Annotated in this window: 22 protein-coding genes and 1 pseudogene; 12 read left to right on the top strand and 11 right to left on the bottom strand. The window is 41.0% G+C overall.

The features are described from left to right. The first annotated feature begins 19 nt into the window (after positions 1 to 19). The 12 genes and pseudogenes from MM239_RS11395 to MM239_RS11450 all read left to right on the top strand — a co-directional run. Positions 20 to 337 carry a DUF4133 domain-containing protein gene (locus MM239_RS11395; protein WP_241348368.1) on the top strand — a complete coding sequence of 106 codons (318 nt, stop codon included), beginning with the start codon at positions 20 to 22 and terminating at the stop codon, positions 335 to 337. After that, entirely contained in the window at positions 334 to 2,826 is a 2,493-nt protein-coding gene (locus MM239_RS11400; protein WP_241348369.1) for a TraG family conjugative transposon ATPase, read from the top strand. The genes MM239_RS11395 and MM239_RS11400 overlap by 4 nt, the downstream gene beginning before the upstream one ends. A 4-nt stretch (positions 2,827 to 2,830) precedes the next feature. Then, on the top strand, positions 2,831 to 3,508 hold the full coding sequence (locus tag MM239_RS11405) for a conjugal transfer protein TraI (RefSeq protein ID WP_241348370.1): 678 nt from the start codon (positions 2,831 to 2,833) through the stop codon (positions 3,506 to 3,508). Beyond that, on the top strand, positions 3,498 to 4,139 hold the full coding sequence (locus MM239_RS11410) for a hypothetical protein (protein ID WP_241348371.1): 642 nt from the start codon (positions 3,498 to 3,500) through the stop codon (positions 4,137 to 4,139). Before MM239_RS11405 ends, MM239_RS11410 begins: the two co-directional genes overlap by 11 nt. Before the next feature lie 148 nt (positions 4,140 to 4,287). Beyond that, complete coding sequence (locus tag MM239_RS11415; RefSeq protein WP_241348372.1) at positions 4,288 to 4,779, top strand: TerB family tellurite resistance protein; 492 nt, start codon at positions 4,288 to 4,290, stop codon at positions 4,777 to 4,779. Between the two features lie 15 nt (positions 4,780 to 4,794). After that, positions 4,795 to 5,796: a type IV secretion system protein gene (locus MM239_RS11420; protein WP_241348373.1), complete on the top strand. Its 1,002-nt coding sequence runs from the start codon at positions 4,795 to 4,797 to the stop codon at positions 5,794 to 5,796. An 18-nt stretch (positions 5,797 to 5,814) separates the two neighbouring features. After that, complete coding sequence (traK, locus tag MM239_RS11425) at positions 5,815 to 6,432, top strand: conjugative transposon protein TraK (RefSeq protein WP_241348374.1); 618 nt, start codon at positions 5,815 to 5,817, stop codon at positions 6,430 to 6,432. A gap of 265 nt (positions 6,433 to 6,697) precedes the next feature. Further along, positions 6,698 to 7,993 carry a conjugative transposon protein TraM gene (gene traM / locus MM239_RS11430; RefSeq protein WP_241348375.1) on the top strand — a complete coding sequence of 432 codons (1,296 nt, stop codon included), beginning with the start codon at positions 6,698 to 6,700 and terminating at the stop codon, positions 7,991 to 7,993. Positions 7,994 to 8,019: 26 nt separating this feature from the next. Then, complete coding sequence (gene traN, locus MM239_RS11435) at positions 8,020 to 8,886, top strand: conjugative transposon protein TraN (protein WP_262918631.1); 867 nt, start codon at positions 8,020 to 8,022, stop codon at positions 8,884 to 8,886. A gap of 2 nt (positions 8,887 to 8,888) precedes the next feature. Continuing rightward, a complete protein-coding gene (locus MM239_RS11440) occupies positions 8,889 to 9,713 on the top strand; it encodes a hypothetical protein (RefSeq protein WP_241348376.1) in 825 nt (274 codons plus the stop codon). Positions 9,714 to 10,717: 1,004 nt separating this feature from the next. Then, entirely contained in the window at positions 10,718 to 11,053 is a 336-nt protein-coding gene (locus MM239_RS11445; protein ID WP_241348377.1) for a JAB domain-containing protein, read from the top strand. A 379-nt stretch (positions 11,054 to 11,432) separates the two neighbouring features. Next, positions 11,433 to 11,597: pseudogene (locus tag MM239_RS11450) on the top strand (JAB domain-containing protein); the annotation flags it as partial. A gap of 277 nt (positions 11,598 to 11,874) precedes the next feature. Here the strand turns inward: MM239_RS11450 and MM239_RS11455 are convergent. The 11 genes from MM239_RS11455 to MM239_RS11500 form a co-directional block, all read right to left on the bottom strand. After that, on the bottom strand, positions 11,875 to 13,674 hold the full coding sequence (locus tag MM239_RS11455) for an ATP-binding protein (RefSeq protein WP_241348378.1): 1,800 nt from the start codon (positions 13,672 to 13,674) through the stop codon (positions 11,875 to 11,877). A 12-nt stretch (positions 13,675 to 13,686) separates the two neighbouring features. Further along, positions 13,687 to 14,880: a sensor protein KdpD gene (locus tag MM239_RS11460; protein ID WP_241348379.1), complete on the bottom strand. Its 1,194-nt coding sequence runs from the start codon at positions 14,878 to 14,880 to the stop codon at positions 13,687 to 13,689. A 53-nt stretch (positions 14,881 to 14,933) separates the two neighbouring features. After that, the gene (locus MM239_RS11465) at positions 14,934 to 16,028 is read right to left on the bottom strand and encodes a porin (RefSeq protein WP_241348380.1); all 1,095 of its coding nucleotides are present in this window, start codon (positions 16,026 to 16,028) and stop codon (positions 14,934 to 14,936) included. A 13-nt stretch (positions 16,029 to 16,041) separates the two neighbouring features. Continuing rightward, on the bottom strand, positions 16,042 to 16,617 hold the full coding sequence (gene kdpC, locus MM239_RS11470) for a potassium-transporting ATPase subunit KdpC (protein ID WP_241348381.1): 576 nt from the start codon (positions 16,615 to 16,617) through the stop codon (positions 16,042 to 16,044). Between the two features lie 13 nt (positions 16,618 to 16,630). Next, the gene (gene kdpB / locus MM239_RS11475) at positions 16,631 to 18,652 is read right to left on the bottom strand and encodes a potassium-transporting ATPase subunit KdpB (protein WP_241348382.1); all 2,022 of its coding nucleotides are present in this window, start codon (positions 18,650 to 18,652) and stop codon (positions 16,631 to 16,633) included. An 11-nt stretch (positions 18,653 to 18,663) separates the two neighbouring features. Beyond that, entirely contained in the window at positions 18,664 to 20,361 is a 1,698-nt protein-coding gene (gene kdpA, locus MM239_RS11480; protein WP_241348383.1) for a potassium-transporting ATPase subunit KdpA, read from the bottom strand. 3 nt (positions 20,362 to 20,364) lie between these two features. After that, entirely contained in the window at positions 20,365 to 20,442 is a 78-nt protein-coding gene (locus MM239_RS21210; protein WP_369413898.1) for a potassium-transporting ATPase subunit F, read from the bottom strand. Next, positions 20,439 to 20,807 carry a DUF7674 family protein gene (locus MM239_RS11485; RefSeq protein ID WP_241348384.1) on the bottom strand — a complete coding sequence of 123 codons (369 nt, stop codon included), beginning with the start codon at positions 20,805 to 20,807 and terminating at the stop codon, positions 20,439 to 20,441. Before MM239_RS11485 ends, MM239_RS21210 begins: the two co-directional genes overlap by 4 nt. A 297-nt stretch (positions 20,808 to 21,104) precedes the next feature. Next, a complete protein-coding gene (locus MM239_RS11490) occupies positions 21,105 to 22,091 on the bottom strand; it encodes an FAD:protein FMN transferase (protein ID WP_241348385.1) in 987 nt (328 codons plus the stop codon). Continuing rightward, positions 22,088 to 23,419 (bottom strand): sigma-54-dependent transcriptional regulator, encoded by a 1,332-nt coding sequence (locus tag MM239_RS11495; protein WP_241348386.1) that lies wholly within the window; start codon positions 23,417 to 23,419, stop codon positions 22,088 to 22,090. Before MM239_RS11495 ends, MM239_RS11490 begins: the two co-directional genes overlap by 4 nt. Positions 23,420 to 23,432: 13 nt before the next feature. Continuing rightward, positions 23,433 to 24,028 (bottom strand): potassium channel family protein (locus MM239_RS11500; protein ID WP_241348387.1); only part of this gene is annotated, 596 nt, incomplete at its 5' end.

Here is a 24,028-nt window from a genome sequence, read left to right on the forward strand (position 1 = left end):
ATTTGTAAAGTGTAAAATTATGAGCTATACGATCAATAAGGGCATCAACAAACCCATCGAACTAAAAGGATTCAAAGCCCAGTACATCGCCTATTTGGGTGTCGGACTGGTGGTGTTGCTGATCGCATTCGCTGTGCTTTACCTAATTGGGTTTCCACTATTGCTGCTGTTTCCGCTTATCATTGGTGGAGGAGTCCTGCTTTTCACAAAAATCTTTGCCATGAGCAAGAAGTATGGCAGGCATGGTCTACTCAAAGAAATGGCTTACAGAAGTGTGCCGGGAGCCGTGCTGTCATCCAGCAGAAAATCTTTTTATCGCATGACAAAAACAAAATGATAAGTACAGACCACAGTAAATCAATCGATCTGGAGAAAGCTTTACCTATCTGGAAAATTGAGAATGACCTTCTCGTTTCCAGACAGGGAGATATTACTGCTGCATTTTGTGTGCAGCTACCGGAAATATTCACGCTTTCCGAGAAAGACTATGCCACCCTACATCAGGCATGGGTAAAGGCCATCAAAGTCCTGCCCAAACATACCATTCTGCACAAGCAAGACTGGTTTGTACAGAGCCGTTTCCAAGCGGATTTCACGGATACGGAGAAAACCTTTCTTTCATCTTCCAGCGATAGATTCTTCCATGAACGTCCCTTTCTGGAGCATGAGTGTTACCTCTTTGTCACCCAGCGCCATCCCAGCCATAAACTTTCTACCTCGGCGGTATCCAACCTTTTTGGAAGGGGCATCGTGCCTGAGGAGACCCTTGATGAACAGGTATTGCAGGAGCTTGAAAACTCCATCGGTCAATTTAAGCGGATTCTTTCCGACAGTGGGATGGTACGCTTGGAATCGCTTTCATCCGTAAGTTTGGCTGGAACAGAGTCAGAGACTGGACTATTGGAAAGGTATTGCTACCTGTTGGAGAAAGGACAAGCGCCACAAATAAGAGACATTGTCTTCAAACCCGAATGGCAGATTGGCTTCAACCATTGTTTGATGTATTCTATGGCAGATGTGGAAGACCTGCCTTCCACTTGCAGCCCTTCCATAGGTTACGAAAGCTACTCCACCGACCGTAGCCGATTCTCCATATCCTTTGCCTCGCCGCTTGGCTATCTCTTGCCATGCAGTCACATCTACAACCAGTACATTGTCGTGGATGATGCTGCAATCACGCTCAAAAAGCTTGAAAGCAAGCAGCTTCGATTGCAGTCCCTTTCTGCCTACAGCAGGGAAAATGCCATATCCAAAGAGGCTGTATCGGATTTTCTCAATGAAGCCATCAGCGAGCAACGGCTGCCCGTCAAAGCCCATTTCAATGTGTTGGTTTGGACGGATGAAAGGGAAGGATTGAAAGACCTCAGAAACATGGTATCCTCATCCCTTGCCAAAATGGATGCAACCCCAAAACTGGAAACCCGAGGTGCACCCCAACTGTTTTGGGCGGGCATACCGGGAAATGCGGGTGACATTCCCGTAAATGACACCTTCGACACTTTTATTGATCAAGCTGCCTGTTTTTTCAATGTGGAAACTGCCTACCGTTCTTCCATAAGTCCAGTTGGGATAAGGCTGGGTGAAAGGTTGAATGGTACACCCGTGCATGTGGACATTTCCGATGAACCCATGAAAAGAGGCTTTATCACCAACCGAAACAAATTCATTCTGGGACCATCAGGTAGCGGGAAATCTTTTTTTACCAACCACATGGTACGCAGCTATTATGAGCAGGGAACCCATGTGGTTCTGGTAGATGTAGGACATTCCTACCGTGGCTTATGCGATTTGGTCAAGGGATATTACTTCACCTACGAAGAAAGCAACCCCATTCGCTTCAACCCATTTCATCTTGAAGGTGGAGCTGTACTTGATACCGAAAAAAAAGAAAGCCTGAAAACGCTGCTGCTGGCACTGTGGAAGAAGGATGACGAGGTATTCAAAAGATCAGAATATGTTGCCCTTTCCAATGCATTGACAGGCTATTATCAAAAGCTCGATAAACACCCAGACATTTTTCCCTGCTTTGACAGTTTCTTTGAATACCTGCAAAACGACTTTACCGAAACCCTTAAAAAAGACCGGGTAAAGGACAAGGATTTCGACGTGGAGAATTTCCTGTATGTCCTGCGGCCTTACTATAAGGGTGGTGAGTTCGATTACCTGCTCAATGCCCGCAAAAATCTTGATTTGTTGGGACAGCGGTTTATCGTCTTTGAACTCGACAACATCAAGGATCACCCGATACTTTTTCCCGTTGTCACCATCATCATCATGGAGATTTTTATTTCCAAGATGAGGAAGCTCAAAGGCATCCGCAAGATGATCCTGATAGAGGAAGCTTGGAAGGCAATTGCCAAAGAGGGAATGGCAGAATACATCAAATACCTGTTCAAGACGGTCAGGAAGTTCTTCGGTGAGGCCATTGTGGTCACGCAGGAAGTGGAAGACATTATCTCCTCCCCCGTGGTCAAGCAGGCCATCATCAACAACTCGGACTGCAAAATCCTGCTTGATCAGAGCAAATACCAAAACAAGTTCGATCAAATTCAGGAATTGCTTGGACTGACCGAAAAGGAAAAGTCCCTCATTCTTTCCATCAACAAAGCCAATGACCCCGACAAGGTGTACAAAGAAGTATTTATCGGTCTGGGTGGGCAGATGTCCAAAGTGTACCGCACGGAGGTGTCTCTGGAAGAATATCTTGCCTACACCACCGAGGAAAGTGAAAAGGTGAAACTTCAGGAATATACCCAGAAACTTGGAGGAGATATGAAAGCCGCCATCAGGGCATTGGCAACAGATTTACGCAAAACCAAACCATAAACAGATGAAAAGAACAATAAGAGCAATCGTGCTTGCTGTGGTTATGGCATTCACCATAGTTCCCCAACCGGCAAAAGCCGACCCGATCATTGGTGAGATCATCCGCAGGGGTGTTGTACGCGCCATAAAAGCCGTTGATCTGCAAATCCAAAGATTGCAGCTTGAAACCGTATGGATTCAAAATGCCCAAAAAACGCTGGAAAATGTCCTGTCTCAGCTAAAGCTGGATGAAATCTCCGATTGGGCACAAAGGCAGGGTGATTTGTTTGGCGATTACTACAATGAACTCTGGCGGGTGAAAAACACGATCACCCAATACCAACGCATCCGTGACATTGCCCAGAATCAGGCATTGTTGGTACGGGAGTATCAGGCTGTTTGGAGCCTCTTGCGAAACAGCGGCAATTTTTCGGTGGCTGAAATCACCTATATGGAACGGGTCTATTCCAAAATCCTCGAAACGAGCATCAACAACATGCAACAGATCCATGTGGTGGTCAATGCTTTCAGAACGCAGATGAGCGATGCAGAAAGGCTTGAACTCGTGCATCGGGTTGACCAGGATGTAAGGAACAATCTTGCCGACTTAAGGAGGTTCAACCGTCAGAATATAGGACTTGATGTACAAAGGGGCGGCAATCTGCTAGATCTTGACCTGATACAACAGATTCATGGGCTGTAAAAGAACCATATATATCACCGTAATTCTGCTGTTCATTTCCGTGGCATCCCACGCCCAGAATTTCAATGAATGGTTCAGGCAAAACAGAACGCAGATCAGATACCTGACCGAGCAGATCATTGCCTACCGGATGCTTAATTCCCAAACAAATGGTGGTTACAACATCATGCAACATGGCTTGGGCATGATCCACGGCTTTACCTCGGGAGAGCTTGGCGAGCACCGGGCCTACATGCTCAGTCTGGAAGCGGTAAGCCCTGAGGTAAGCAACCACAAGCGGGTCTCCGGCTTCATGGAACTGCAAGCCCTCTATGTGGAGGAGTGGCAGGCACTGAGTCTTTTCATGTCCAGTCAATCGGGACTTACTCCTCCCGAAAACAACTATGTCTCGGAGATGCGGAGTAAAATCTATGATCAGGCAAGCAAGCTTTCCGCTGAATTTCAGGATGTGGTAACCAACAGCAATCTTCAAATGACCGATGCGGAAAGGATTGAACGCATAGACTTTCTCTACCGGGATTACCTGAAAAATTACCTTGTCCTCAAACGTCTGGGAAAGGATATCCGCTCACTTTCCCAAGCAAGACAACGGGAAAGAAACGATATGCTGATGTTGGAAGAAATCTACTAACCTTAAATAATAATTGATGAAAAAAACACTTGTGATATGCCTTTTGGCAATAGCCTTTCATGTTCCCGTTAAGGCACAGGAGCAGGAGATTGCCCAGCTTCTTCTGAACGTGGAAAAACTATCCCAGCTACGCAGTATCCTTGACAATATGTACACCGGATACACCATCATCACCAACGGATACAATGCGGTAAGGGACATCAGTCAGGGTAATTTCAGTCTGCACCAAACATTTCTGGATGGTTTGATGGCAGTGAACCCGACCGTTCGCCAGTACCGAAGAGTGGCTGAGATCATCGGCCAGCAACAGACCATCCTCTCCGAATACAGCAGGTCATATAATCTATTTGTATCGAGTGGACAGTTTACTGCTTCAGAGATTGACTATATCTCTCGGATATACAGTCAGCTTTTCACGCAGAGCCTGCAAAACCTACAGGAACTTACCATGGTCGTTACCGCAGGTCAGGTAAGGATGAATGATGCCGAACGACTCAAATCCATCGACCGAATTTATGAGGACATGACAGTAAAACTCATGTTTCTCCGGGGATTCAACAAGCAAACGACAAGCCTCCAGAACCTTCGAATCCATGAAAAGGAAAACCAGGAAATGCTCAAAACTATATATGGCCTTTAACTTAAAATTCAACCAATGAAAAATAAAACAACACTGCTTGTAATGGCTCTTGTCCTTTTGGTGATGCTTCCAGAACAGACGGTTGCTCAAGGTTTGACTGGCAACGTCAGACAATTTCATGGGATACTCCAAAGGCTGTATGACGACATGATCCCTTTGGCAAGCCAGCTTATCGGAGTGGGCAGGGCAATAGCGGGTTTTGCTTCCCTGCTATTTATCTCCCAAAGGGTATGGCGCCACCTTGCCAACGCAGAGCCGATAGACATGTACCCGCTATTGAGGCCGTTCGCCATCGGTATGGCCATCCTGCTCTTTCCGTCCCTGATGGGATTGATGAATGGGGTGCTCTCTCCGCTGGTCAGGGGCACGGAAAACATGGTAGACAGCAGTAACGATGCCATCATTTGGCACATTGACAAACAGAAAGAGGATACCCGCTGGGCGATTGAGAACCAACCCCCTGCCAACCAATCAGAGCTTGACCAATACGAAGAACAGGAGGCCAACGAAAACCTGTCCGGTGGTACTTGGGGAGGACGAATTCTGTATGCAGGAATGAAAAACATGGCGCTTTCAGCTATGCGGTGGCTGTTGGAACTGCTCTATGTTTCAGCCGCACTCTGTATCAACACCATTCGCACATTCCACCTGATCGTGCTGACCATCCTGGGACCGGTTGTGTTGGGACTTTCTGTGTTCGAAGGTTTTCAGCACATACTTTCCAACTGGATTGCCAAATATGTCAATGTCTATCTGTGGCTGCCCATCGCCAATATATTCGGAGCCATCACTGCCAAGATCTTGGAAAACATGGCGCTTACATCCCCAGAATTCTTCGGTGGACTGGCATATTCGGTATTCATGCTTCTTGCCATTATCGGATACTTCACCATACCCAACATTGCCAACTACATCATTTCAGGAGGGAGTAGAGACGGTATTCTGCACAAGGCAACCAAAATGGCAGGAGGTGCAGTTGGAGCAGGTGCCACAGCAACAGTAGGAATGATGAAATAAGATAACCAACCCAAAAAAATGTTCAGACAACTCAAAAATATAGACACTGCATTCCAGCACATCAAAACCTTTACCATCATGGTGGTTGTCGGTTCCTCATTGCTTTGCTGCTTTACCGTGTATCAGGCTTTCAACATGGTACTCACCGCACAGGAAAGGATTTACCTTCTGGCCAATGATAAGGCATTGGAGGCTTTTTCAGCTGAACGGAAAGACAACATTCCAGTGGAGGCACGGGATCATGTAAAGATGTTCCACCACTATTTCTTCACCCTTGATCCAGATGAAAAGGTAATCGAAAGCAACATCAACAAAGCACTTGGATTGGCAGACAACTCCGCCGCAAATCAATTCAGTGATCTCAAAGAGGCTGGATATTATACAGGTATCATTTCAGGCAGCGTCAGCCAGACCATCTACATGGATAGCGCTGTGATTGATACATCAATTTATCCCTTTTCCTTCCGCTATCACGGCACACAGAAGGTCATCCGCTCAACCAGCGTAGTGACAAGGAAGCTGATAACCGAAGGACGGCTCAGAAATGTCAACCGATCTGACCTCAATCCGCATGGCTTTCTAATCGAAAGATGGAAAGTTATCGAAAACCGGGATATCGACATCAATAAACGGTAATGTGATATGAACAACAAAAAGATTATTCCCTGGCATCAATTAAGGCGAAGTCTCAGCTTATACCTCAAGAAAAAGGAAGCCAAACTAAGTAAAAGACAAAAGCAACTACTGCTGCTTTTGTATATCATGCTGTTTGCCGGATGTCTGCTCTACATCCTGTTACAAACATTCTCAGGCAGTCCCATCAGGGTTTTGTTACCCATCCTCCCCACAGAAATCTTATAGGAAACCCCTTCAACAAATAATCAATCAAATCTCAAATATCATGAAAACACAACCCCATAGCGAGAAATTCAAACGGCACCGCAAGTTCCTGCTGGTACTCCCATTGTTTGTCCTTCCCTTCCTTGTTACCACTTTCTGGGCATTGGGAGGAGGTAATCCCACCGTGGAGATTGCAGACGATAATGCCAAGCTGATCGGAACACTTCCTTCCCCTGAAATTGAAGAAAAGCCCATGGACAAGCTTTCCCTTTTTGAGAAGGCGAAGAAAGATTCTTCCAACAGGCAAAAGCAATATACCCAAGATCCCTATGCCGATTTTTTCCAGATTAAGGAAGCCGAACTGGAAAGCCAGGATATAGAAAAAGCCAATCACCTGTCTCCAATCATCGAATCAACACCGATGAAAGCACAGGAAGAAAAGATACGACAACAGTTGGATCAGCTTCAGGCTGTACTTGATCAGCCAGATGTTCAGCCTGCTTCGCAAAAAGCCTTGGCCAGCCAAAAGGAATTCCCTATAGCATTGACTGGGGACATCGATAGGTTAGAAGCCATGATGCAAAGGATGTCACAAAGAGACGAAGATGATCCCGAAATGAGACAGGTGGAGGACATGTTGGAAAAGATCCTTGACATCCAGCATCCCCAAAGGGTACAGGACAGGCTCAGGGAAAAATCACGGGAGGAAAAAGGCAAAGTGTTCCCCATCCATACTGAGAGTAAACCATTGTCTAACAAAAACCAACCTAAGCCCAGCTCTTTGGAGCTAGCTGATGATGAGCTCGATTATACTCCTGCTTTTACCCAATCCAAGCAAATCAACGGCTTCTATGGATTGGAGGAAGAGTCAGTTTCTAGCGATGACAATATTTTTGCCGTCCCTGCGGTCATCCATGGTGAACAGACCCTAACTGCCGGGGCTACGGTAAAAATGCGTTTGACCCGGGATATTTATGTCAATGGCATGCGGATTCCTTCCGGAAGCTTTGTGTTTGGAACCTGTGGCATCCAGGGGGAAAGACTGGAGATAGCCGTAGATGGCATCCGTCACGGGGAGGTTATTTTCCCCATAAGCCTGACTGTTTATGATATGGACGCCATTTCAGGCATACGCATCCCAGGAGCCATTACCCGTGAATCAGTCAAGGAAGGAACAGCAAGTGCCATACAGGGCACGCAGTTTATGGGCTTTAACCCCTCAATTGAAGCGCAGGCTGCCAATGCAGGTATTGAAGCAGCCAAAGGACTGTTTAGCAAAAAAGCCAAGCTTATCAGGGTAACTGTAAAAGATACCCATCCCATACTGCTGGTTGACCAAAACCAACGTCATCAATAATTTCCAAAAAACTTAATCCTTATACCATGAATAATAGAAACATTCTCACCGTAATGCTGATAGCGATGATTTTCACATATGCTGTATCGGCACAAAGCCAGTCCTTTTTCCATCAGGCATTGATCACGCCTTACCAGCTCAATATTGCTTGGGAAAAGACGACGGTATTGATATTCCCTTCCCCAGTGGAAAGTGCGGACAGGGGAAGTCGCCATATACTTACCCAAAAAGACGACAAAGCCCAAAATGTGCTGAAGGTAAAAGCAGCGGCAAAGGGTTTTCCTGAAAGCAACCTCAATGTGATTACTGCCGATGGGAAATTATACCATTTCACGGTCAACTACAGCGATCATATTCCAAACCCTGTTATTGACATGGGTTTGCAGAACCACTTTGAGACTACAGCGATGCTGTTTGACCGCATCTCCCTCAATGAAGAACAGGTTCAGCTAATGGCGAAAAAGGTGGTGGACAAAAAGCCGTTTTTGAGAAAAAGCGAGAAAAGCAACCGCATAAAACTCACCCTTCAAGGGATTTATATCCACGAGGATGTGATGTTTTTCCAGCTTTCCCTTGCCAACAGGTCAGGGATAGACTTTAACACTGAACAGTGGCGCTTCTTCGTCCAGGATGCTAAACAAGCCAAACGGACGGCAGTAAGGGAATTGGAGATGGAGCCTGTATTTGCTTACCCTGGCCTTACAAAAGGTGTTTCGGGTAAGGACAACAATACCATTGTGCTTGCATTTGAAAAGTTCACGATCGCAGACACCAAAAGATTTATCATGCAGGTATTTGAACGGAGTGGGGATAGGAATCTGGATCTTTCCGTCAAAGGCAGGCACCTGTTGAAAGCCCTGCCAGTAAGTGAGTCTCAACCCTTAAATCAGTAATCATGGAACAGCAAAATCTCGAATTTCTCAAAGAAAAACTCAAATATTCCGGTTTCGATCCCGAACTAATCCAGCAAATGGAAAAGCAGATGGAAAAAGGATTGAAGGAGTTCCAGCTGCAGCGAACGATGGAAATCGAAGGCAATAAAGTGGACTTCAACCTCCATTTTAACAAATCCGACACCTCTGAAAAGTACTTCTTCAACAAAACAGATGTGACGCTTCATCCTTCAATGGAAAATGGGGCTGCCGTAAGCCATACGTTCTACCAAAACCAGAACATATCTGCCAAGGAAGCTTTTAACCTATTGCAAGGCAGGGCTGTTGACAAGACCCTTTTCAACAAAGAGGGGCAGTCCTATAAAGCATGGTTGCAGCTTGATTTGAAGGATAAGGATGTAGGGAACAATTACAAGGTCAACCAATACCATGAGAATTATGGTTACAATCTCAAAGACCTCATTGGACAGCTCCCAGTCAAATTTGATGATAGACAGGCCGAGTGGCTCGAAAAATCCCTTCAAAAAGGCAATAGGCATGGCGTAACAATGGAGTTGGAGGGTAAGACGGAAAAGATTTATGTTGAGGCCAATCCACAGTTTAAAACTTTTAATTTCTATGACGAGTCAGGCAAAAGGATTTCCAAAGATGAGCTCAACATCAAAATGGAGCATCAAGGGACGAAGAAGACCGAAAGTCAGAAGCAGAATCCCACAGGACAGAGCAGTAAAAGCGAGGATGACTCAAAAAAAAAGTCCGCTCCCAAGGTTAACCAACAGCCCTCAGTCAAGAAAAGGCCTACAAGGAAAAAGGGAGTCGGAGTGTAAGATTGATCCTGATGCAAATCCACTGCTTTCACCAACAAGCAGGCAGGAAGAATTTGCGGATGCCTTGTTTGAGGGGATCAGTAACAAAAGACCTGCTCAGAGAAAGAGAGCAGCCAAAAGGCGAGGCTTTAAAATGTAAATGTCAATTGGATACATGCTTGGTGAAAAGTCCCTTCGGGGGCTTTTTTTATTTGGCCGTTACCTACCTTGGTGGGGCTGTTTTTTCGTTTCATTCTTCTCAATAAGGGAAGATTTTTTGTTGGTCAAAGCAGTAGAAATTCTTGAAATTAAAAAGGATAACCTCAAGTTCTCTCACAGTTGTTATAGAAAATATCCAACCCAGACTATAGGCTGGGTAGTATTTTCTCTGACAGCCTTGCCCGCTTTATCCATCACACCGCATGTTGACTGCCCAACGGTTAAAAGTAGATGAAGCTGTGTTGCAGTGTTGATTGACCCTAAATAATTTTACCTTGAAACCTGTCTGTTCTTTGTTGATCAGGAAGGGGATATCTAGCAAGTTTGGAGTTATTTTTTTTCTTTCAGTTCTTGGTAGCATTTGGTGGGTTCGCAGAATCAAGCAATCGAGTTGGTCGAAATTATAAATAGACTTTTTTCTTGTCATCGATTAGAAAGGTTCAGCATCAGTATAATTGATAGAGCTTTGAAAAAGTGAGATGAATAGGGGAGAGGTAAGTAAAAATCAGCCGCAGATCAGCTTTTCAACATAGAACGAAACTCCTGAGATCATTTTTAATTAGGTTATTCGAGAGTGCGGGAAGTTGTCGATGCTTGCAAAATGACTTTCTTATTTTCTTCTCATTAATTCCAGTACAAATATCGGCTTAGGGCTGCTGAAGCGCTCCATAAGACTACGGCATAATGTCCTGTTTCGTCCCTCAACATGCCACCCTTCGGGACTTATTCCGTTTCCTTTTGGGCTTGATTCCCCTAAGCCAGAGGAAGTACCATAATTAATTTCTAATCCTTTAAACGAATTTGTTATGGAAACTTCAAAAAACATCATTGCTCCAAAAGTTGCTGAAATTGAGTTGGTCTACAAGACTAAAGTAAAAGCAACTGACAGACCAAAAATCACTCACTCGGATGATGCCAAAACCATCCTTATGGAGAATTGGGACACCGATAAAATTGAATTTATAGAACAGTTCAAAGTGATGTATCTCAACCGCAATAGCAAAGTGACTGGAATTGTTGAAATCTCCACCGGTGGGACTTCTGCAACGATTGTGGATGTCAAACTGATTTATGCAGGAGCTTTGAAAGCCAATGTTTCATCTATTATTATAGCTCATTATGCAAAGTATTTATTTATGTAAAGTAACATGCGATTACCATGCTTAGAATGACGTAGACCAACAAATACCCACATGCCACTTTACATAATACTATACTGCCGATAGCCTTTTGAATTCATAAAGTAGCGAACCCGCCGCCAGATCTTCTGGTACTGTTCAATAGCAGGAGGTAAAAATTCTGTTGTGAATCAAGATAGCCAGCCACCTTTCCGGTCAGGATGTTGAGATCCCTAATTTGTTCTTACATATTGCAATGAGTTTAAGTGAATATTGCAATACTATCCAAGAATATTATGTAAAGTAAATAGTGAGCAGTATTCTGAAAATGAGGCAATTATCTACATCGTTTTACATAAGTATTTACTTTACATAATGGGCTTTATGTAAAGCTTTACATAAAGCCCATAACCATCCTTCTGGAAATCTTCAACCAAGTCACCAAGATATCAGGCTAACCCAAAAGCTAAAAAAAGCAGGAGAAATCCTTGATATTTCTATTATAGATCAAATAATCATTACAAAGGATAACGGATACTTTTCATTTGCAGATGAAGGGCTTATATAGCCCTTTTTTTGGTCGAAGAAATAAACTAACTGAAATGGTAAAGCATGCATTTGAATAGATTAAAAAAAAAGAAGTTTCGTTTTCTCCTCAAATTAGCCAAATAATTGTCATCAAAAAATGACTGATAGAAGAAAGAGAGAAGTTTTTTGCACCAAATTTGATGGCTTTTCTGCAATTGGAGAAATACTCACTTACTCTTTGAAAGTGTTAGGATTGTAATTGTGTTACTGCATAATAATCCCGCAGGATTTGCAGTCCTCTGGCTTTACTTATACATCTACTGTTTTTTCAGTGTGAACCAAAAAACTGAGCCCTTTCCTTCTTCACTCTGCACACCTATTTGGCCATCCATTGCTGTTATGAATTCCTTGCTAATAGCTAATCCAAGCCCTGATCCATTGTTTTTATTGCCAGGAACTCTATAGTATTTTTCAAAAAGCTTTTCTTTAAATTCTGAGGGAATACCTTTTCCTTGATCTACTACTTCAAATTTTAAATTGTCTCCAAAGTATTCTTTACAAATCAGCCTGATCGTTGAGTTTTCATTGGAATATCTAATTGCATTTGACAGTAGGTTTACAAGTACCCAAGTCACTTTATTGGAGTCTCCCAATACAAGAGAATTATCTTCTACACTTGTTAGAATTTCAATGGATTTTTCTTTGGCCTGCAAAAAGAGTGCATTTACTGCATCAGAAATAACTTCGGAAGGATCAAATGCTTCTTTTTCCAGGGTTATGTTCCCAGTTTCTGCCTGAGTGATATCCAAAAGCTCACTCGTTATCGATAGCAACCTGTTTTTATCTTCCTTCAATCCATCAATTAACTTTTTTTGTTCAACATTAAGATCTCCAGTTCTATTGTCTGATAGTAGTTTTATTCCAAGACCAATTGAAGATATCGGCGTCTTCAATTCATGGGAAATAGTGGCAATAAACTGTGTTTTTGCCTTGTCTTTATCACTGAAATCGGTAATATCAGATACTACCACTACATAACCGATATTTACAGGTTGTTGGTTTTCAAATTTGGGTGAATTAATTGGAATAATTTCTCTTGAAAAAGTCAGCTCTTTCCCATTATGGATTATCTTAACGGTTTTAGGCTTCAGGCTTTCATCTCCACCAAGTGCGAAGTCTACCGCAAATGATGCGAAAAAATCAATTTTCTGCGCCAAATTTTGAATATGCTCTCCTTTTTTAATATTGTCTCCCAAATTAAACAGTGATTTGGCATAGTCATTTACAAACAGCAGTCTTTGGTTTTCATCTATTCCAATGATGCCTTCATGCATTTGATTGATGATTGCATCAATACGCTTTTTTTCTGAAAATAACATGACATAATTTGAAGCCTCGTACTCCTTGAGCTTGACAGCCATATCGTTGAAAGATTTTGCAATTTCTCCTAATTCATTTCCCCCATTGTCAGGAAGTTGATGATCGTATTTCTTCGCCGATATTGCCTTTATTCCAGCATTTAACTTTTGTAGTGGATCAAAAATTACTTCTGGAAAGCCTATGATAAAAATTAAACTTAATATAGAGCCAGTCACTCCTGTTATTGACATGTACAGTATAACCCGTTCTGCCGTTTCATTCGCAATATCATTTTTCTTTAGCAGCGTCTGAATATTCAATTCATAAATCTTACTAGCCAGGTCTTGGAGGTTACTTGCTTGTGAAATTATTCCTCTCGGGTTAGAGTTTTCATTATTGATACTTTCTTCAAGGAGTTCTTGTAAAAGCACAAAGCCTCTTTCAAATTCTTTACTTAGTTTATCTTCACCAGGTTCGGTTACATTTTCCATTTGTTTTGAAAGACTTTCCTGAATAGTTTCCATAGAGGTATTCACTTTGTTTTTACCAATGATATCTTGGTTATCAGAATTGGCAATTAATACATCCAAAGAAGATTTGATCTGTTGCATATAATCCAAGGTTCTAAAATTATCTTGAATGATAGACTTAGAGTCATCTGCAAGTTGTCTGACGAAAATCGACCCCAATCCTGAAAGCAGAACTATAAGAAGAAATAGAAAGCCGAATGCAAAATATAATCTGGTTTTAAGTTTCATGTCATTTTACTTTTATGTCACTACGATCAGGTCAATATCTGTTGGTGCGATCAATTTTACCAATTCTCGAAAGTGGTTTTTACTTGTGAAAGTTCTGCAAAAACTCTGATTTGGCCTTCCGATCACAATATTGGTTGCTAGATTTTCAATTGAAGCCTCAAATAGTATCTCAGCAACATTTTTTTTGATGGTAGGAACTGTAGTTGCCCCTTCTTGAACAAGTTGCAATTTATCAGGGATCACTTCTTTAGAATTTTTTTCACCTGCAGCGTAAATAAATACTTTTGCACCCAAAGTATTTGCAAGCTTAAAATTAGCAAGTAATTTGGTTTGTTTTCTACTATCAATTTTTTCAAGAGACTCACTTGGCATTTTTACATATACCACATACCATTCAGCATTGTAATTATTTGCCAAACGGGCAGTTTTTCTGATGACTTTCCGTGCGATGACATCATTGGTACTGATGCATGCCATAAAGCGCTCTACTACACTGGCTTTCTTCTGTTGGACGAAACTAATTTTCTGCTCCAAGTTTTTGGCTACTTGAAGCAATGCCAACTCCCTGAGTTGAAGTATTTTTTCAGACTGGAAAAAGTTATCCAATGCTTGTTGAATTTTCGGGCCTTTATATATTTTCCCATCTTTTAACCTTTTGATCAAATCTTCTGCCGGTAGGTCTATGCTTACCACTTCATCAGCTTTCTTCAAAAAAACATCTGGAATTCGTTCCGAAACCTCGATTCCACTAAGCTGAAACACTTTGTCATTTAAACTTTCCAGGTGCTGTACATTAAATGCAGTGATGACATGGATGCCAGCATCGATCAAATCCTGTACATCTTCCCACCTTTTCTGATTCGTGCATCCCGGGATATTGGTGTGTGCCAGTTCATCGACAATCACTATAGAAGGCTTTTTCTCCAAAATGGACTCAAGGTCCATTTCCTTTAGGTTTTTACCTTTATAAAACACCTCTTTCAATGGAATCTGTGGTAATCCATGAACCAAGGCTTCTGTTTCAGGTCTTCCATGTGTTTCTATAAATCCTATTTGCACATCAACTCCCGCACTCAGTAATTCATGAGCCTCTTGGAGCATTCTGTAAGATTTTCCAACCCCAGCGATCATGCCTATATAGACTTTCAATCTGCCTTTTTTAGACTTCTTGATCAGTTGAAGAAAATAGTCTGGGTTACTTCCCATGGGTTAGGATGATTTGTAAAGCCCATCCCAGTTAAGGGATGGGTCTTGTTGATTTATGGAATTGTAATGGCTAAAGAACCAATCAAAAGGGTATTTCCTCTGACTAGTTCACTGTCTTTTTCGAAATTAGGACTGGCATTTTGTAAATGCCTTCCTTCAATTCGGAATAGTATATTGTCTGTTATTTTTCTGTCTATATTGATCGAAAAACCTGTAGTCTTAAATCCTGCGGGAGAAAATGAAGATATGATCACCCCTTTTTCATCTTGGTAATATTCACTTCTCAAAGCCATTCCCCAATTTTCATTGAAGTCAACTCTTAAAATCCCTACTGGAGAAAACCATTGTTCGAATGCTCTTTCATCTCCTACAGCTACTATTGAAGATGATTCTTCTTGGATTCCATAATCAAAACCCAATATCAACCCAACTTTTTGAGACACTTGAAGCTGTGCATACAGGTTATTGAAATAACGCATTCTTTTGTCTTCTTGAGGAAAATCATTGCCAATAAATGTACTCCAGTTAAACGTGAGTTTATCATTTGGTGTATGGGTTACCCTGGTGCCAAAAGCTGGTGAAGTATTTCCAGGCAATCTTTGTATTCGCTGCCAGCCATTGAAAATACCTCCTTCAAACTCCCATTTTTCATTGGGAGTATATGTCAGTTTGGCCCCGGAAAGGAAATATGGTGAATTTTCGGCGAGCAAGCTTCTTGTCAAGGTATAGTTCTGGGCTGAAATTGCAGACTCAAAACCTATATGGGAAGCAAATATACCTGCATCTATCCATAGTTTTCTTTCTTTGTCCAAGGCCAAACCAATGTTTGCCTCAAATACATTTTTCAGCAAATCCTGCTCCGCAGCAAGATTGTACTGAGCGTATGTTCCTACCATGAGACCTATATTTCCACGATAAAAACCACCATCAATTTCCATGTTTACCAGTCCCAAATTCAAATTCACTTCATTGTGTCGGGTGTGATTGAAGAGAAAATCGGGTCGCTCATTTGAAAACGGTTGATTAAAATCAAAACCATAATAAACATCCACAAAACCGCTGAACTTAATATCTGGTTTTTTGGGATCTTGCGCCATTGCTTGGACGGTTCCCATCAATGCGACAGCAAATAGAATAATTTTTTTCATTTCTACAGTTGGTTTAATTATTTGTCAAGGATGGGCTGATATTGTCCAATGCCATATTCAATTTCAATACATTAACAAGGTCTTTTGGACCAAAAAGCCCTAATAATGCTGCTTCTTTATGATCAAGGATTAATTGCTTGAGTTGGTCATTGTCCATACTTCTAGCATTGGAAATTCTTTCTGACTGAAAAAGAGCAGATTCAAGTGAGATATAAGGGTCTAATCCGCTTCCCGAGGCTGTGACCATATCGATTGGTATTTCAGCTTTTGTTTTTTCAGGATGGCTTTGAAGAATGGATTCTATTCGATCAGAAACCTCTTGCAAAAATACTTCATTGGAAGGTCCATAATTGGATCCCCCTGTGCTAGAGGCATCATATTCTACTGCAGAAGGTCTGCTCCAGAAGTAATTTTCGCTGCTGAATTCTTGTGCGATATTTTCAAAACCCTTAAGCTTGCCCTCAATAATGATTGGTTTGCCATTTGATACATTTGGCATCAATTTTCCAACTCCCCAAATAGTCATGGGATATAATACCCCGAAAATCACAAGAGATATAATAATGAATGTTATACTTTGACGTATCATAGAAATTTTGCTATTAAATAAATAATGAAACTACTAGGTCAATGGCCTTTATACCTATAAATGGAAGAATGACACCACCTAATCCATAGATCAATAAGTTTCTGCTCAGCAAAGCCGAAGCACCAATCGGTCTGTATTTTGATCCTTTGAGTGCCAATGGAATCAAGGCTGGTATAATCAATGCATTGAAAATCACTGCTGAAAGGATGGCCGACTCTGGACTGGAAAGCCCCATCAAATCCAGTGCTGCCAATCCAGGGATAGAAGCTGCAAATAGTGCAGGCACAATTGCGAAGTATTTTGCTACATCATTTGCAATGGAGAATGTGGTAATGTTTCCACGCGTAATCAAAAGTTGTTTTCCAATTTCAACTACTTCCAGAAGTTTTGTCGGATCTGAATCCAAATCAACCATGTTTGCCGCTTCTTTTGCCGCCTGAGTTCCTGAATTCATTGCCACACCGACATCTGCCTGAGCCAATGCAGGGGCATCATTTGTACCATCGCCCATCATTGCCACCAACTTGCCTTCCTTTTGCTCATTTTTGATATAATTCATTTTGTCTTCCGGCTTAGCTTCGGCGATGAAATCATCTACTCCAGCCAATTCAGCAATGAATTTTGCGGTTAATGGGTTATCACCAGTTACCATCACTGTTTTGACACCCATTTTGCGAAGCCTTGCAAACCGCTGCTGGATTCCGGGCTTGATAATATCTTCCAATTGAATGACGCCAATGGCATGTTCATTCACAGATACTGCTAGAGGTGTTCCTCCTTTTTCAGCTATTTTGGTTACTTCATTTTCCAGGAAATCCAAATCAGAAGTACTTGATTTTACAGACCATTTTTTGATGGTGTCCCATGCACCTTTTCGGATCCTGGTACCATCCGGTAGATCAATCCCACTCATGCGAGTCTCAGCAGAAAAGTCTATGAACCTAGATGATCTGGGTGCCTCATAAGTAGCATTTTCTTTTTTGCGAGCCAATTCTACCACGGACTTTCCTTCTGGTGTGGTATCGGCAAGGGAACCTAGTACTGAAGCTTTCACCAAGTCTTCCATTGGCACCTCTGGCGCATTGATGAAGGCAGTAGCTTTTCTGTTTCCAATAGTAATTGTACCTGTTTTATCAAGAAGCAAGACATCTATATCTCCCGCAGTTTCCACTGCTTTTCCAGATTTGGCTATAATATTTGCTTTCAATGCCCTGTCCATCCCCGCTATTCCTATAGCGGAAAGTAATCCACCAATAGTGGTAGGGATCAAGCAGACGAATAGAGAAACCAAAGCAGCAAGAGACAAGCTTACATTGAGAAAATCCGCAAAAGGTTTTAAAGTAACTGTCACGATCAAAAAGACCAGTGTAAATGCCGCCAAAAGAATCGTCAAAGCGATTTCGTTTGGTGTCTTTTGTCTATTTGCTCCTTCTACCAAAGCAATCATTTTATCCAAAAAACTCTCCCCTGGGTTTGAGCTGACGCTGATCACAATCCTATCGCTCAATACTCTGGTGCCACCTATGACCGTATTTTGGTCAGATCCAGCTTCCCTTATAACAGGGGCAGACTCTCCAGTAATGGCTGATTCATCAATAGATGCCAATCCTTCGACGATTTCACCATCGGCAGGAATGATATCATTTGCTTCACAGACAAACAAATCGCCTTTTTTTAGGGATGCCGAACTTACTACCTCTTCTTTTCCATTTGTCAAAAGTCTGGCTGGAGTATCCTGTCTTGTTTTTCGCAGAGTGTCAGCTTGTGCTTTTCCCCTTGCCTCAGCTATAGCTTCAGCAAAATTCCCCAGCAAGACTGTCAAGAACAATAGCAAGGTGATCGTAAGATTGTACCCAAAGTTTCCCAAGAAATCATTTTGTGAAACCAAAGAGACAACGGTGACAACAAGCATGATCAAAGTTCCAAGTTCTACGGTAAACATTACCGGGTTTTTGATCATGTAACTCGGATTGAGTTTTATAAAAGCTTCCTTAAAAGCTTGTGAAGTATTGACTTGATTATTTTTATTTTTCATATCGTGAATAGTTAAAAGGAGAAGAACTCAGCAATTGGTCCCAATGCCATCACAGGGAAAAAAGCAAGAGCTGCCACAATCAGGATTACTGAAATCAATACTGCTGCAAATGCTGGTGTTTCCAGTTGAAGGCTACCCGCAGATTCAGGTACACTTTTCTTGATTGCCAGGGATCCAACAATCGCCAAAGGCCCGATGATTGGTAAAAACCTTCCCAATAGCATTACAATCCCGTTCATGATGTTCCAAAATGGTGTATCATCTCCCAATCCCTCGAATCCAGAACCGTTATTTGCTGATGAAGAAGTGAATTCATAAAGCATTTCTGAAAGGCCGTGATAGCCTGGGTTATGAATCCATTCACTAGCAAGGGACTGGTCAGTGGCTGACAAATAACTCGAAATGGCCGTACCTACAAGAATTAAAAATGGATGTAATATGATGATTAATGCAGCTATTTTCACCTCTCTGGCTTCGATCTTTTTGCCCATAAATTCAGGTGTACGACCAATCATCAATCCAGCTATGAAAACGGCTACGATGACGAATACAAAGAAATTGATAAAACCTACACCTACACCTCCATATATTGCATTGATAAACATGTCCAAAAAGAAAATCCCACCTGATAATGGCGTGTGGCTATCATGCATGGAGTTTACCGAGCCGTTGGAAGTAGCTGTGGTAGATACACCCCAGAGAGATGATGCCGCTGGGCCAAATCTGAGCTCTTTCCCTTCAAGATTTGTAGGATCGGATAATCCAAGTTTTGTGAATTCAGGGTTGCCATTCATTTCTTGGCTGATACTTACGGCAACGAAAGCAATAAATAGAGCTGACATCACACCGATAAACAGCAAGGCAAGTTTTTTTCTTCCTGTATAAAAACCGAATGCAAATACCAATGCCATCGGTATCAATAGAATTGCAACGTTCTCAGCGATATTGGTCAGGTAGTTGGGATTTTCAAAAGGATGTGTGGAATTTGGTCCAAAAAACCCACCTCCATTGGTGCCCAGTTGTTTGATGGCTACCATTGGAGCAGCAGGGCCAGCAGCTACCAATTGGATATCTCCCTCCAGGGTTTCTACCTCCTGTAATCCTTCAAAATTTGTAGGTGTGCCGTTTACCATCAAAATAATAGCTAAGATGATTGATAATGGCAATAAGATCCGTGTGCAACTTTTGACAAGAAGGTTAAAGAAATTCCCCAAACCTTCGCTTGCCTTATTTTTAAGTCCTTGAAAAAGCAATGCACAGGCAGCTATACCTGTTCCAGCACTTACAAATTGCAGCCAGCAAAAAACCAATAACTGCGTATAATAAGAAGCTCCAGATTCTCCACTATAGTGTTGGAGGTTGGTGTTCGTAGTAAAACTAACAGCTGTATTGAATGCCAAAGTAGGTTCCCAATTGCCAAATCCATTTGGATTCCAGAATGGATGCAAAGATTGTAAGGCAAGAAAGAGAAAAGCCAATATGAAGAAGCCTATATTGATAACAAGCAAAGCTTTCATATTTTCTTTCCAATTAAGACTTTGATCTGGATTTGCACCTGCTATTTTGAAAATCAATTTTTCAAGCGGACTCATAAAGTCAGTCCAGACCTTTTCTCCTTTAAATACTTTTACCATATATTTTCCCAATGGCCATGCCAGTAGCAGGGAAAGGAGGAAAATGAAAATTACGCCTAATATTTCTGTGTTCATGATTTAAAACTTTTCGGGTTTCATAATGGCATAGGTGAGGTATCCAGCAGCCAAAAGGGATGTGATTAGAATAAGTATCATTTTTCGATTCGATTATGTTCGTACAATAAGTAGTATGATTGAAGTAGACAAAATGGAAGCATTGATTTAGCTTCTTTGTACATTCTGTGGTTTTGCTGAAGATGAAGGTGAGGTAAGAAAATATGTTCAAGACCTATTTTGATCATATCATCACCCTCCTTGTAAAGCTTTTCTGCCAATTCAAAAGATTTCTTTACGGTAGTCATGTTGCCAGAAAGAATGGCTCTTTCTGTAAATTCTGCAAAAAGGGATATATGTGAGAGGATCAGTAATCTCTCTTTTTCCTTTTGTCTGCAATTGACCTCATTGGAAAATTCAGGTAATTGCTTTTCGATTTCAAGGCACATCGATTTGAAGTTATTCATGTTCATAAGTCATCAAATAGTTTTATGGATTTGAAAATTGCAGCTAGGATAGCTATACCAAGGAGCAGCATCCCAATGATTAATATTCCGTTCATGATATTTTAAGATGATTCGGAATTCCATTGGCAAGAGGCGATCCTGATATAAAAAATATCGAACAAAAAATTATAACCTATTAATAATCAGTATTATAAAAATATTTGTAATTAAATTTAAATGATTTCTAATGAAAACACCCTTCGGATTCCGAAGGGTGTTTTTCCAAAATGGAAGGGTTCAAAAATTTAGATAGATCAATTATTCAATTTGAAATAGAGGGGATTTCCATGTCCTTGTTTCCCCATCTTCGATAAAGACCAAAAACCCTTCAAGCTCAGAATTATTTAAAATCAGCTCAATTGCACGATCTTTTCCCATAATCATGCATGTAGTGGCCATTACATCTGCTCTAATCGCATTTTTGGTTTTGATACTTGCACTCAACAGTTGGTGATCAACAGGATAACCCGATCTTGGATCAATGATATGTGGTTTTTTTAATCCATTTTCATCAATAAAAAATTTCCTATAGCTTCCAGAAGTGCTAAGGGATTCATCATTAAGCTGTACTATTGCCACTAGCGAATTAACCGTTGAATTTGGGTTTTCAATACCAATTCTCCATAATTTTCCATCTGGATTAAAGCCTTTACATTTCATTTCCCCTCCAATCTCCACCTTGAAATCTTCTACACCATGTGATATTAAAATTTCAGAAATCTTTTCTATGGCAAAGCCTTCTCCCATGGCACTAAAATCTAGCATTACGCCATCCTTATTTGCTTTGATGAAAGCATCAGTAAATTCTAGGTTTTCAAAGCCAATTAAACTTTTGATGGAGTCAATTTTTTCTTCATTTAGACTTTCTCTATTGCTAAAACCAAAACCCCAGGCATTAATCAGTGGCATCATGGTAGGGTCAAACAGGCTATCAGTATTGACTACAAATTTTTGTGAGAGGAAAAGCATTTCTGGGAATAAAGGTGATTTAAATTCCCAATAGCCAATTTGATTGAACTGTGAAATTTCAGATTGAGGTATGTAGGTATTCACAGCATTATTAAAGTCTTGAAAAAACAGCTCAATTTCTTTAGAGAAATTTTCATTGCTTTTGTAAAGAATTTGGTAGTAAGTGCCAAGTGCCTCACCTTCAAGAAGCGTGTAATCTTCTTTATTTTTTTGCTGACAAGCAAGTAGACATGGTGCTAAGAGGTAAATGAAAATAATTAAGTGCCGCTTTTTCATTCTATTTGATAATCATGAAGTTTTTTATACAAGGTTGTCAAGCCTATTTCTAAGAGCTTGGCTGCTTGTGTTTTGTTTCCATTAACAAAGTTTAGTACTCTTAATATTTGTGCTTTCTCAGCTGATGCCATTGTAAAGTCCAGATTCGACTCTTCCTTCATCAGCTGTCTTGGAGGCAATAGATCAGGTGTTAAATATTTGCCATTACTCAAAATCACTGCCCTTTCAATAATATTTCTTAATTCCCTGATGTTTCCTTTAAAAGGTTGATTTTGAATTTCTTTTAAAAATTCAGGAGTAGCTTCTAAAGCTTTTTGGTTTGTTTTTGCAGCAAATATCCCAGTAAAATGTTTGACAAGCTCGGGAATATCTTCTTTCCTTTCAGCAAGGGAGGGAAGTTTTATTTGAATTACGGAAAGACGGTAGAGTAGGTCTTCCCTAAAATGACTGTTTTTGACTTCCTCATCCAAGTTTCGATTTGTAGCGGCAATAATTCTTACATCCACTTTCATCTCTTTAGTATCTCCAACAGGGATGAATGTTCCAGACTCTAATACCCTTAGGAATTTTGCTTGCAAATCCATTGGCATTTCTCCAATTTCATCCAAAAACATAGTGCCTTTATGTGCTTCTTCAAAGAGTCCTCTTTTATCTTTTTGAGCTCCAGTAAAAGCACCAGATTTATGCCCAAACAGCTCACTCTCCAAAATTTCACCACTAATGGCGCTGCAGTTAATGGCTACGAAAGGCTTGATGGATCTCCTACTTTCATAATGGATGGCTTGGGCAAAAACTTCTTTACCTGTACCTGTTGCACCAGTCAACAGAACCGTTGTATCTGAATTAGCTACTTTTTTAGCCAAAGTGACAGACTTTTTTATGGATTCACTTTGGCCAATTATGCTATCAAAACTGTATTTCTTGCCAATTCTAATTTTTAAAGCACTTAATTCTTTCTGGAGTTTGGCCTTTGTGATTGCTTTTTCTACTAAAGGCAAAAGTTTGTCGTTGTCATCTCCTTTCACCAAATAATCAAACACACCGTTTTTAACAGCATGTACACCATCCTGAATCCTTCCATAGGCAGTCAATAGAATAAACTCAATATCAGGGAACTTCTTTTTTGAATTGATGCAAAAATCCACGCCATTCCCATCAGGGAGCTTGACGTCACAGATTACTAAATCAGGAGAAATTTGGTCGATTTTAGATTTTGCATAGTGGATATTTTCTACATCAATAACTTCATACCCTTCGTACTCAAGGTATTTGGAAGTTAATTCCCTAAGCTTCTTTTCATCATCGATCAGTAAAATCTTTCCTTCCATCAGCTTCAATGTTTTAGTCTGTTAAATTCAATATCGTATTGATATCCTTGATATGCCCAAAAAGCAGCAGAATATCTCCATCTTCAATCACGGTATTGGCTGTGACTACTCCAGTAACCTTCTTGGTTTTTGATTTTACACCGAAAATATTCAACTTCTCTTCCATTTTAATCAAGCTCAAGATATTGATATTATAATCTTGTCTAATTTTTGTCTCTGAAATGGTCAAGCCCACATACCTCTTAGGTGTCTGAACTTCAATGATGTTATAATCATCAGACACATCTAGCGAATCAATAACCCCTTTCATCTGTAGGCTCTTAGCCATTCGCTCTGCCGAATCCTCTTCAGGATGCAGAATTTCATCCACACCAATGGCTTTGATTACTGTTTCATGTATTTTATTGATCGATCTGCTTATCAACCTTTTTATGTTCAACTGCTTAAATATTGCGGTTACCATAATCGATGCTCCAAAATCTTCTCCAATCGCAATAATCACCACATCGGCATCCTTGCAAGGAAGATTTTTCACAGCTTGAGCATCTGTAGCATCCATGACAACAGCATGCGTGATCTTATCTTTTACCGCATCTACCTTGTCCTCAC

It is taken from the genome of Belliella filtrata, from assembly GCF_022549775.1.
In the GTDB taxonomy this organism is placed as follows: Bacteria; Bacteroidota; Bacteroidia; order Cytophagales; family Cyclobacteriaceae; genus Belliella; species Belliella filtrata.

Bases quoted from the DNA above. Each gene is read 5' to 3' on its own strand.
- traN (WP_262918631.1), top strand. From the start codon at position 8,020: ATGAATAATAGAAACATTCTCACCGTAATGCTGATAGCGATGATTTTC.
- MM239_RS11440 (WP_241348376.1), top strand. From the start codon at position 8,889: ATGGAACAGCAAAATCTCGAATTTCTCAAAGAAAAACTCAAATATTCC.
- traM (WP_241348375.1), top strand. From the start codon at position 6,698: ATGAAAACACAACCCCATAGCGAGAAATTCAAACGGCACCGCAAGTTC.
- MM239_RS11400 (WP_241348369.1), top strand. From the start codon at position 334: ATGATAAGTACAGACCACAGTAAATCAATCGATCTGGAGAAAGCTTTA.
- MM239_RS11460 (WP_241348379.1), bottom strand. From the start codon at position 14,880: ATGGGAAGTAACCCAGACTATTTTCTTCAACTGATCAAGAAGTCTAAA.
- MM239_RS11485 (WP_241348384.1), bottom strand. From the start codon at position 20,807: ATGAATAACTTCAAATCGATGTGCCTTGAAATCGAAAAGCAATTACCT.
- kdpC (WP_241348381.1), bottom strand. From the start codon at position 16,617: ATGATACGTCAAAGTATAACATTCATTATTATATCTCTTGTGATTTTC.
- MM239_RS11455 (WP_241348378.1), bottom strand. From the start codon at position 13,674: ATGAAACTTAAAACCAGATTATATTTTGCATTCGGCTTTCTATTTCTT.
- MM239_RS11495 (WP_241348386.1), bottom strand. From the start codon at position 23,419: ATGGAAGGAAAGATTTTACTGATCGATGATGAAAAGAAGCTTAGGGAA.
- MM239_RS11490 (WP_241348385.1), bottom strand. From the start codon at position 22,091: ATGAAAAAGCGGCACTTAATTATTTTCATTTACCTCTTAGCACCATGT.
- MM239_RS11420 (WP_241348373.1), top strand. From the start codon at position 4,795: ATGAAAAATAAAACAACACTGCTTGTAATGGCTCTTGTCCTTTTGGTG.
- kdpA (WP_241348383.1), bottom strand. From the start codon at position 20,361: ATGAACACAGAAATATTAGGCGTAATTTTCATTTTCCTCCTTTCCCTG.
- MM239_RS11415 (WP_241348372.1), top strand. From the start codon at position 4,288: ATGTACACCGGATACACCATCATCACCAACGGATACAATGCGGTAAGG.
- traK (WP_241348374.1), top strand. From the start codon at position 5,815: ATGTTCAGACAACTCAAAAATATAGACACTGCATTCCAGCACATCAAA.
- kdpB (WP_241348382.1), bottom strand. From the start codon at position 18,652: ATGAAAAATAAAAATAATCAAGTCAATACTTCACAAGCTTTTAAGGAA.
- MM239_RS11410 (WP_241348371.1), top strand. From the start codon at position 3,498: ATGGGCTGTAAAAGAACCATATATATCACCGTAATTCTGCTGTTCATT.
- MM239_RS11405 (WP_241348370.1), top strand. From the start codon at position 2,831: ATGAAAAGAACAATAAGAGCAATCGTGCTTGCTGTGGTTATGGCATTC.
- MM239_RS11395 (WP_241348368.1), top strand. From the start codon at position 20: ATGAGCTATACGATCAATAAGGGCATCAACAAACCCATCGAACTAAAA.
- MM239_RS21210 (WP_369413898.1), bottom strand. From the start codon at position 20,442: ATGATACTTATTCTAATCACATCCCTTTTGGCTGCTGGATACCTCACC.
- MM239_RS11465 (WP_241348380.1), bottom strand. From the start codon at position 16,028: ATGAAAAAAATTATTCTATTTGCTGTCGCATTGATGGGAACCGTCCAA.
- MM239_RS11445 (WP_241348377.1), top strand. From the start codon at position 10,718: ATGGAAACTTCAAAAAACATCATTGCTCCAAAAGTTGCTGAAATTGAG.